At 58.5% G+C, this 8,289-nt stretch carries 12 protein-coding genes; 2 read left to right on the top strand and 10 right to left on the bottom strand.

Features of this window, described 5'->3' with window-relative positions:
* The 7 genes from FQ664_RS15270 to FQ664_RS15240 form a co-directional block, all read right to left on the bottom strand.
* A partial coding sequence (locus FQ664_RS15270) for a glyceraldehyde 3-phosphate dehydrogenase NAD-binding domain-containing protein (protein ID WP_306109828.1) occupies positions 1-542 on the bottom strand: 542 nt, incomplete at its 3' end.
* Positions 543-574: 32 nt separating this feature from the next.
* Positions 575-1,078, bottom strand: a complete 504-nt coding sequence (locus FQ664_RS15265) for a cyclin-dependent kinase inhibitor 3 family protein (protein WP_013974857.1) — start codon at positions 1,076-1,078, stop codon at positions 575-577.
* A gap of 12 nt (positions 1,079-1,090) precedes the next feature.
* Positions 1,091-1,807, bottom strand: a complete 717-nt coding sequence (gene arsH, locus FQ664_RS15260) for an arsenical resistance protein ArsH (protein WP_051096016.1) — start codon at positions 1,805-1,807, stop codon at positions 1,091-1,093.
* Positions 1,808-1,810: 3 nt separating this feature from the next.
* Positions 1,811-2,872: an ACR3 family arsenite efflux transporter gene (gene arsB, locus FQ664_RS15255; RefSeq protein ID WP_144172994.1), complete on the bottom strand. Its 1,062-nt coding sequence runs from the start codon at positions 2,870-2,872 to the stop codon at positions 1,811-1,813.
* An 18-nt stretch (positions 2,873-2,890) separates the two neighbouring features.
* On the bottom strand, positions 2,891-3,361 hold the full coding sequence (locus FQ664_RS15250) for an arsenate reductase ArsC (RefSeq protein ID WP_144172993.1): 471 nt from the start codon (positions 3,359-3,361) through the stop codon (positions 2,891-2,893).
* 19 nt (positions 3,362-3,380) lie between these two features.
* The gene (locus tag FQ664_RS15245; protein ID WP_129931833.1) at positions 3,381-3,737 is read right to left on the bottom strand and encodes a metalloregulator ArsR/SmtB family transcription factor; all 357 of its coding nucleotides are present in this window, start codon (positions 3,735-3,737) and stop codon (positions 3,381-3,383) included.
* Positions 3,738-3,745: 8 nt separating this feature from the next.
* Positions 3,746-4,159, bottom strand: a complete 414-nt coding sequence (locus tag FQ664_RS15240) for an arsenate reductase ArsC (protein ID WP_144172991.1) — start codon at positions 4,157-4,159, stop codon at positions 3,746-3,748.
* A gap of 117 nt (positions 4,160-4,276) precedes the next feature.
* Here FQ664_RS15240 and FQ664_RS15235 point away from each other — a divergent pair, with 117 nt between their 5' ends.
* Together FQ664_RS15235 and FQ664_RS15230 are read left to right on the top strand one after the other, a co-directional pair.
* A complete protein-coding gene (locus FQ664_RS15235; RefSeq protein ID WP_144172990.1) occupies positions 4,277-4,615 on the top strand; it encodes an ArsR/SmtB family transcription factor in 339 nt (112 codons plus the stop codon).
* Between the two features lie 41 nt (positions 4,616-4,656).
* Positions 4,657-5,748 (top strand): flavin-containing monooxygenase, encoded by a 1,092-nt coding sequence (locus FQ664_RS15230; protein ID WP_144172989.1) that lies wholly within the window; start codon positions 4,657-4,659, stop codon positions 5,746-5,748.
* Positions 5,749-5,786: 38 nt separating this feature from the next.
* On the opposite strand, the gene FQ664_RS15225 is transcribed toward FQ664_RS15230, so the two are convergent.
* The 3 genes from FQ664_RS15225 to FQ664_RS15215 all read right to left on the bottom strand — a co-directional run bounded on the left by FQ664_RS15225 (position 5,787) and on the right by FQ664_RS15215 (position 8,221).
* Positions 5,787-7,151: an NAD(P)-binding domain-containing protein gene (locus tag FQ664_RS15225; RefSeq protein ID WP_144172988.1), complete on the bottom strand. Its 1,365-nt coding sequence runs from the start codon at positions 7,149-7,151 to the stop codon at positions 5,787-5,789.
* Positions 7,148-7,663 carry an arsinothricin resistance N-acetyltransferase ArsN1 family A gene (locus FQ664_RS15220; RefSeq protein WP_144172987.1) on the bottom strand — a complete coding sequence of 172 codons (516 nt, stop codon included), beginning with the start codon at positions 7,661-7,663 and terminating at the stop codon, positions 7,148-7,150. The genes FQ664_RS15225 and FQ664_RS15220 overlap by 4 nt, the downstream gene beginning before the upstream one ends.
* 63 nt (positions 7,664-7,726) lie before the next feature.
* Positions 7,727-8,221, bottom strand: coding sequence for a MarR family winged helix-turn-helix transcriptional regulator (locus tag FQ664_RS15215; protein WP_144172986.1), 495 nt, complete (start codon positions 8,219-8,221; stop codon positions 7,727-7,729).
* Positions 8,222-8,289 lie beyond the last annotated feature (68 nt).

Raw genomic sequence — 8,289 nt, 5'->3', positions numbered from 1 at the left:
AGGTCGTGAATGGTGGTGATCGAGCCGTGGCGGATGCCCAGGTTCTCGTGAATCACCTTGACCACCGGGGCCAGGCAGTTAGTGGTGCAGGAGGCGGCGGTGACGATGCGATGCTGCGCCGGGTCGAATAGGTGCTGGTTGACGCCCATCACCACGTTCAGTGCGCCTTTCTCCTTCACTGGAGCGCAGACGACCACACGTTTGACGCCTTGATCCAGGTAGGCCTGGAGTACGGCTACCGACTTCATCTTGCCGCTGGCCTCGATGACCAAGTCGCAGCCCGACCAGTCGGTGTCCGCGATGGTCTTGTTGGCGGTGACCTTGATGCGCTTGCCCTCGATCACTACCGCGTCGCCCTCTGCGCGGGCTTCACGGTGCCAGCGTCCGTGGATCGAATCGAAGTTGATCAGATGGGCATGGGTCTCGGCGTCACCGGCCGGGTCATTGATCTGCACAAACTCGAATTCCGGCCAGTCCCAGGAGGCGCGAAGCGCCAAGCGACCAATACGGCCAAACCCATTGATACCTACTTTGATAGCCATGTTCTTGTTCTCGAATCGCGATTAGCGAAAGGTCAGAGGGTGTCGCTGAACTGGTTGATATACCCAACGTGCGCAGGGTTCTGGATCGCACGTGGACGCAGGGCCTGGACCTGGGAAACAGCTTCCTGCACAGGGATGCCGCACTCGATCATCAGGCGGGCGGCAAACAGGCCGGTGCGGCCAGAGCCGCCCTTGCAGTGAATGGCGATCGTCTTACCGGTCATCACCAGCTCTTTCAGGCGTTCCCGGTGAGCCTTCCAGGCGGCCGCAAACGGCTCACCGGGCGCTTCGTCGTCCTCGACCGGCAGGTGGAACCATTCGAGGCCCAGCAGTTGGCACTCCTCGGGAAGCAGATCGATCTCGTTCTGCAGCAGTTCTTCACTCGGCATCAGGGTTACCAGCGCGCTCGCGCCGGCATCGTGCAACGTTGCCAGAGCCTGAGATACCGATGTCTCCTTGGTACCTGGGCACGGAGTGAAGATCAGCTGGCCGACCAGTTCGGAATTAGCCAACACGGAATACGGGTGCAATTGCATGCTCACAAAGCCTCAAATGGATCGTTGATTGACACGCTTGGATAGTTCTTCAGCCGACTCTTTACGTTCGGAGTAGCGATCGACCAGGTAGTCGGAGCGATCACGAAGCAGCAGGGTGAACTTCACCAGCTCCTCCATTACGTCGACAACACGGTCGTAGTACGAAGAGGGTTTCATGCGACCCGCCTCGTCGAATTCCAGATAGGCCTTCGGCACGGACGACTGGTTAGGGATGGTGAACATGCGCATCCAGCGGCCGAGGACGCGCAGCTGGTTGACCACGTTGAACGACTGCGAGCCGCCGCAGACCTGCATCACCGCGAGGGTTTTGCCTTGAGTGGGGCGCACGGCGCCCATGCTCAGTGGAATCCAGTCGATCTGCGACTTGAACACGCCGGTCATTGCACCGTGGCGTTCTGGCGAGCACCAGACCATGCCTTCCGACCACAGCACCAGGTCGCGCAGCTCCTTGACCATGGGGTGGTCATCGGGCACGTCATCCGCCAGTGGCAGCCCGGTCGGATTGAAGATCCGCGTCTCGGCACCGAAGTGCTCCAGCAGGCGTGCCGCTTCTTCCGTCAGCAGGCGGCTGAACGAGCGTTCGCGGGTCGATCCGTACAGCAGCAGGATGCGAGGTTTATGGGTGGACTTTTGCTCGACCGCCAGTTTGTCTGCTGTCGGCAGGTCGACCAGATCGTTGTCGATATTCGGGATATGGTGTTCGGTCATGATTTACTCCTGAGTCAAGGCGCCAGATGGCTGATCGAACCAGCGGCGCTTGAGCCACAAGGCCACGCCCACCAGGGAGATCAGTACCGGCACTTCCACCAAGGGCCCGATGACGGTGGCAAACGCGACCGGCGAGGCAAGGCCGAAGGTGGCGATGGCCACGGCAATGGCCAGTTCGAAATTGTTGCTCGCTGCAGTGAACGCCAGCGCAGTGGTACGTGGGTAGTCAGCTTCCAACAGCTTGCCCATCCAGAAGCTGATGAAGAACATCACCACGAAGTAGATGGTCAGCGGGATAGCGATGCGCAGCACATCCAGCGGCAGTTGCAGCACCATGTCGCCTTTCAGGCTGAACATGGCGACGATGGTCAGCAGCAACGCCACGAGGGTCAGCGGGCTGATCTTCGGGATGAATCGCTCCTGGTACCAGGTCTCGCCCTTGCTGCTGATCAGGATCTGGCGGGTCAGGAAACCAGCCAAGAACGGGATGCCCAGGTAGATCAGCACCGATTGGGCGATATCGAGGAAGCTGGTCTCAATGACGCTACCTTCAAGGCCAAACAGCGGCGGCAACAGCCCCAGGAAGATCCAGGCGTACACGCTAAAGAACAGGATCTGGAAAATGCTGTTGAAGGCGACCAGACCCGCCACGTACTGGTTGTTGCCACCGGCGATCTGGTTCCACACCAGCACCATGGCGATGCAGCGTGCCAAGCCGATGAGGATCAGGCCGGTCATGTACTCAGGCTTGTCGGAAAGGAAGACAACGGCCAGCCCGAACATCAGGACCGGGCCGATCGCCCAGTTCTGGATCAGCGACAGGGCAAGGATGCGCTTGTCCTTGAAGACCTGTGGCAACTCCTCGTATTTCACCTTCGCCAGAGGTGGGTACATCATGACGATTAGGCCAATGGCGATGGGGATGTTTGTCGAGCCTACCGACAGGCTATTCAGCCACGCAGGCAATCCCTGGAACAGGCTGTCCAGACCAATGCCCAGGCCCATGGCCAGAAAGATCCACACCGTCAGGTAGCGGTCTAGAAAGGAAAGTCGGCTTTTGCTCATGGTGGATCTCCCTAAACGTCAGAGCGTTCCGATACGGGCCAGCTCGGCCTTGAGCTGGGCGGTATCCAATTGTTCGAAAGGCAGCGCGAGGAATGCATTGAGGCGTCGTTTGATCTGCTCAAGCGTGACGTCGAACGCTGCGTCCAATTCGGCGGTGTTGCCCTGCTGGTCAGAAGGGTCAGAAAGCCCCCAGTGGGCTTTCACAGCGGGTCCGAAGAACACGGGGCAGGCTTCGCCAGCGGCCTTGTCGCAGACGGTGATGACAAAGTCCGGTGCCAGCTCGGCATGCGCGTCACTGGATTTGCTGCTGAGGCCCTCGGTGGAGATACCAGCACGCTGCAGCGCGGTGATGGACAGCGGGTGCACATCACCCTTTGGCTGGCTGCCGGCGCTGTAGGCCTTCATGCCGGCCGGGGCCAGATGATTGAAAACAGCCTCGGAGAGGATGCTGCGGCAGCTATTGGCGGTGCAGAGGAACAGAACTTTCATCGGTTTTTCTCGGCAATGATCAGCAGCAGGAGGCGACGCGTTGAGGGCGGTCACCCATGGTGTCCAGTCGTTTGGTGCTAGCACTCAGCCATTCGCGGTTAGCCTCCAGCGTCGTCGCCAGGACCTCACGTACCCAGCCGGGAAGCGATGGATGCAGGCGGTAATAAACCCACTGGCCCTGACGCCGGTCTTCCAGCAGGTCACACGTGCGCAGTTGCGCCAGGTGGCGGGAAACCTTGGGCTGGCTTTCTTCCAGCGCGCAGGTCAGTTCACAGACGCAGAGTTCTTCCTCGCGAGCGATCAGCAGCATCATCCGAATGCGGTTCTCGTCGGCGAGGCATTTGAAGACTTTGGTGGGGGTCAGCGAGTCAGTCATGGGATTACTCAGTGTTTGGTTTTCACAAGGACGAACATCTTGATGCGTTCATGGATCTCGTGAAGCGTGTGTCGGAAAGCATCGTGTTTGTCACTGGTCACAGGGTCTTCGAAGTTCCACGCCAGAACCTCGCCTAAGGCAGGCAACGTAAGGCACTCATGGGCTGCCTTGTCGCAGAGAGTAATTACGTAGTCGAACCGTTCGCCTGCGAACTCGTCGATGGACTTGCTGCGTAGAGCCTTGGTATCGATATCGAGATATTCGAGGGCGGCATAGGTACGCGGGTCGACCTCTCCGGGCTGGAGACCGGCGCTGAAAGCTTCGAAGTGAACAGGGGCCGTGTGCCGGAGCAAAGCTTCGGCGAGCTGGGAGCGAGCAGCGTTTGCAGTACAAACAAACAGGACGCGGATCTTGCCAGTCATCACTTGGTACCCTGCATGTATATGGTTTTTCGAATATACGCTTTTTCGAATGTATCGCAACCCCCTCGATGATGGGTGGCTTTACATGTGCGCGTCCATGCACATATATTGTGACGCATGACGACCAACCAAAATCTCCGCGCCCAAGCCATCGACGCCGCCATCGAGTCGCTGGACGAGGCCTTCTTCAAAGCGCTTTGCGAGCCTTCCAGAGTCGCGGTTTTCAAGCGCGTGCTTTTGCTGGGCCGGGCGGATGTCGGCGAAATTGCCAAAGACTTGCCACAGGAGCGGTCGGTGATCTCCAGGCACCTGCAGGTACTGCATGATGCCCAGATCGTGAAGGCCACCAAGGTGGGCAGGCAGGTGTTCTATGAAGTGAATGGTGGGGCGATCGTCGAGCGTCTGGAGGGCCTGCTCCAGCGAACCAAAGGTCTGGTTTCGATCTGCTGTCCGTAGCCCGGCCTTTTTTGCTCATATATATGCATGAGTGCGCACATATGAATGATTCGAATCGCGTTCTGGATGTGGTCGTCATCGGTGGTGGGCAAGCAGGTTTGGCGACTGGCTGGCATTTACAGCAGCACGGCTTGGATTACCTCATCTTGGATGAGCAGACATCCCCAGGCGGGAATTGGCGTAACTACTACGAAAGCCTGCAGTTGTTCTCACCAGCGGAGTACTCCGCGCTGCCGGGGCGGGCGTTTCCTGGCAATCCCAAGGGCTACCCGCTGCGAGACGAAGTGGTGCAGTACCTGGAGAAATACGCCGCCGAGTTTCAGCTGTCTTTCCAGGGCAGTACCCAAGTGGTGGCGGTCGTACAGAAGGAAAAGGCATTTGAGGTTCGCACCGCCAACGGAGCGACTTTCACTGCACGTGCTGTGGTAGTGGCATCAGGGGGCTTCAGCCGTCCTTTCATGCCTGACATTCCTGGGCTGGAGAACTTTTCAGGACACTGTCTGCATAGCTCGGCTTATCGAACACCTGAGGCCTTTGTCGGCCAGCGTATTGTCGTTGTGGGGGCAGCTAACTCCGCTGTTCAGATTGCCTATGAACTTGCAGGCGTTGCACAGGTAGTGCTGGCTACCCGCGAGAAGATCCGCTTCTTCCCTCAGCGGATTCTGGGGCTCGATTTTCATGCATGGCTAAAACTCACCGGGTTGGGGCAAACACGATGGTTGAGTGATCAAAGCACTCCAGTGCTCGACACCGGCAAGTACCGAAAGGCCCTTAGCAGCGGCAGAATTCAGCGCAGAGCCATGTTCCAGCAGGTACTGCCCGACGGTGTGATTTGGCCAGACGGAAGCAGCACCCAGGTCGATGCGCTGATATTCGCAACGGGATTCCGCCCTAACCAGGAGTTTCTGGCACAGCTGCCAGTCGCCGACCGGAACGGGCGTACGCTACAGCGAAACGGCATGGCAATTCAGGTGCCTGGCTTGTACTTCGTGGGTCTGCCCAAGCAAAGGAATTTCGCCTCGGCGACGTTGAGAGGTGTAGGGGCCGATGCGGCATACCTGATGCCTCGGCTGCTTGAGCACCTGAGCGAAGGGCGATTGCCTCACCTGTCCCCCTCGCCCCGCACGATTTGAACTCGTGCAAGGCGAAAGAACAGGTTCAGAGCATGTGGTTATGCGCGGTTTGCCGGTGTGCAGCAGCTCGATTGTTGGGCTGAAGGCGTTGCCAGGGGTTCCGGTGATGCACAGCAACTGGTTTGAGTCGTGGGCTCGAGTGCGCAGCAACTGGAAGCTTCATCTTGCTCCTCGAACTGAAGGCTGCAGATACCGGTTTCAGGCAGTTCGAGCTCGACACGCCTTGCCGCTTCCCAGTCGCCTGCAAGCCCGGCCAGGATTGAGCGCACCTGCTCGTACCCGGTAATCATCAGGAATGTCGGAGCACGACCGTAGCTCTTCATGCCTACGATAAAGATGCCTTCGTCGGGATGAGAGAGCTCATCGATGCCATGGGGGCGAACGGTACCGCAGCTGTGCTCATTTGGGTCGATCAACGGGGCCAACTGAACAGGGCTCTGTGTAGCCGGGTCGATAGCCAGTCGTAGCTCGCCGAGAAGCTGCAGATTTGGGCGGAAGCCCGTGGCCACGATGATCTCATCCACCTCTGGCAGAGCTTGGCCATTGCTGTGCACGACCAGCCCCTGTTCGGTCGTGTCGACCTGGCTGATGGAGATGTCCTGGTGCAGCGAGATCTTTCCGTGTTCGAGCAATGCACGGATGCGCAGACCCAGGCTACCGCGTTCGGCCAATTTGTCATTGGCACCACCACCCAGAATTTTATCTAGTGTGTGTCCGCGAATCGCCCACGAAACCTGGGTGCCAGGCAGTTGGACCAGATCCTGAAGAGCGTTGAATGCCGAGTGTCCGCCGCCGACAACCAGTACTCGGCGCCCGAGATAACGATCACGCGCCTTGCCGCTGACATCGGGAAGTCCATAGGCAATATGCGCTTTGGCGTTCAACTCTCCCAATGCTGGAATGCCGGATGCGCCCATCCAGTTTGGGGTCTCGTACGTGCCCGAGGCATCGATGACTGCGCGAGCTTGGATGTCTTGCTCACCCTTTGGCCCTTTAACACGCACCAGGAACGCGGCAGATTCGCGGCCTTTGGTTTTCTGCACATCTGCGCCGACTTTCGTCACCGCAGTGACGCGGGAGTCTAGATGAAGTCGTTCCTTGATAACTGGCAGCTCAGCTAGTGGGAGCAAGTAGTGATCCAGCAGTTCACGACCTGTGGGGTACGTGTCGGAATCAGGCGCTTGCCAGCCCGTTGCCGACAGTAACTTTGCAGCCTCCTTGTCTACGTTGTAATCCCACGGCGAGAACATGCTGACGTGGCCCCATCGGCTGATGCTTTCTCCAGCCTGGGCGCCTGCTTCAAAAATGAGTGGGTTCATACCCCGGGCCAGTGCGTGCGCAGCAGCCGCCAGCCCCATGGGGCCGGCGCCGATGATTACGATGGGAAGATCAGATTGGCTCATGCTCGTTCTCCTGTGTCAGGTTGGTTGGAGGGGAAGACTCGCTCAACGATGGCGCAATCAAGCCAGCGTCCTTCAAGGCATGCATGTTTTTCATAGACTCCGACCTTTCGGAAACCGCAGGATTGGCAGAGCGCGAGGCTCGCTTCGTTGAAGGTGAAAATGCGGGAAAGGACTTTCCAGAAGCCCCGTGCTTCTGCTTCGCTCAACAGTGCGTTCAGCAGTGCCTTGCCGATGCCACGCCCACGGACATCTCGCCGCAAGTAAATCGAGAAATCAGCGATGCCGGCATAGCAGGAGCGCGCCCGGTAGCTGCTCAGGTTTGCCCACGCCACCACTGCGCCGTCCAGCTCGACGACCAGCACCGGGAAGCGAGACATATCGGCAACCCAGGGCTGTACATCCATAGCGGTCCGAGGCTGGGTCTCAAACGTAGAGCTACGGTCATCGATCCCTTGGTTGTAAATCTCGGCGATGGCCTGAACATCACCGAGCTGAGCGGGGCGAATCTGCATCTGGCTTCCTTTTTAAGTTGGCAGTAACAACAATTTAGTTAAAAAAAAAGGATCTCCCCCTCATTATTCTTGCGGCTTGGCTGAGCAACTCTCGTTTGCCAAGCCACAACGGACCTCAGCAGCGCGGGTCAACTGCCGCAGGAGCGTCAGGGCTCCCTGGCGTACTTCCGGTGCCATGCAACTGATCATCGCCTTTTCTTCATTGATGAGATCATCACGTATGCGCTCGTACAGGACGGCACCGGCTTCGGTAGCCTGGACCCGCACGGCACGGCGGTCTTCCGGATCTTCCACGCGGAAGACATACCCTTTGCGCTCCAGCGTATCGACGACACGGCTAGCCGTGCTCTTGTCCAGGAACATTTCCTCGGCCAGCGCCTGCAGACGTAGTGGTCCCTGCTTCACCAAGGTCTCGATGGCGTAGCACTGGGTGACGGATACGTCGTAGCAGCAGATGCGATCGCGATCCCTGAACTGGTAGACGCGCACCAGCTGATTCAGGGCTTCGTAGAGGTCTTCAGCATCACGGCTAAGGTCGTCGTTGTGCTTGTTCAGCATGTCATTTCCAGTTAGTTGTTACCTGCAACAATATGGGCGATGAGCGCGGTCGTCAACTGACCGGTCAT

The organism is Pseudomonas persica, from assembly GCF_900291015.1.
Classification (GTDB): Bacteria; Pseudomonadota; Gammaproteobacteria; order Pseudomonadales; family Pseudomonadaceae; genus Aquipseudomonas.
The sequence above is the reverse complement of the archived record's forward strand: the minus strand, read 5'-3'. Positions and strand labels throughout refer to the sequence as shown.

Excerpts from the sequence above, each read along its gene's own strand:
- FQ664_RS15265 (WP_013974857.1), bottom strand. The coding sequence starts at position 1,078 with ATGCAATTGCACCCGTATTCCGTGTTGGCTAATTCCGAACTGGTCGGC.
- arsH (WP_051096016.1), bottom strand. The coding sequence starts at position 1,807 with ATGACCGAACACCATATCCCGAATATCGACAACGATCTGGTCGACCTG.
- arsB (WP_144172994.1), bottom strand. The coding sequence starts at position 2,872 with ATGAGCAAAAGCCGACTTTCCTTTCTAGACCGCTACCTGACGGTGTGG.
- FQ664_RS15250 (WP_144172993.1), bottom strand. The coding sequence starts at position 3,361 with ATGAAAGTTCTGTTCCTCTGCACCGCCAATAGCTGCCGCAGCATCCTC.
- FQ664_RS15245 (WP_129931833.1), bottom strand. The coding sequence starts at position 3,737 with ATGACTGACTCGCTGACCCCCACCAAAGTCTTCAAATGCCTCGCCGAC.
- FQ664_RS15240 (WP_144172991.1), bottom strand. The coding sequence starts at position 4,159 with ATGACTGGCAAGATCCGCGTCCTGTTTGTTTGTACTGCAAACGCTGCT.
- FQ664_RS15235 (WP_144172990.1), top strand. The coding sequence starts at position 4,277 with ATGACGACCAACCAAAATCTCCGCGCCCAAGCCATCGACGCCGCCATC.
- FQ664_RS15230 (WP_144172989.1), top strand. The coding sequence starts at position 4,657 with ATGAATGATTCGAATCGCGTTCTGGATGTGGTCGTCATCGGTGGTGGG.
- FQ664_RS15225 (WP_144172988.1), bottom strand. The coding sequence starts at position 7,151 with ATGAGCCAATCTGATCTTCCCATCGTAATCATCGGCGCCGGCCCCATG.
- FQ664_RS15220 (WP_144172987.1), bottom strand. The coding sequence starts at position 7,663 with ATGCAGATTCGCCCCGCTCAGCTCGGTGATGTTCAGGCCATCGCCGAG.
- FQ664_RS15215 (WP_144172986.1), bottom strand. The coding sequence starts at position 8,221 with ATGCTGAACAAGCACAACGACGACCTTAGCCGTGATGCTGAAGACCTC.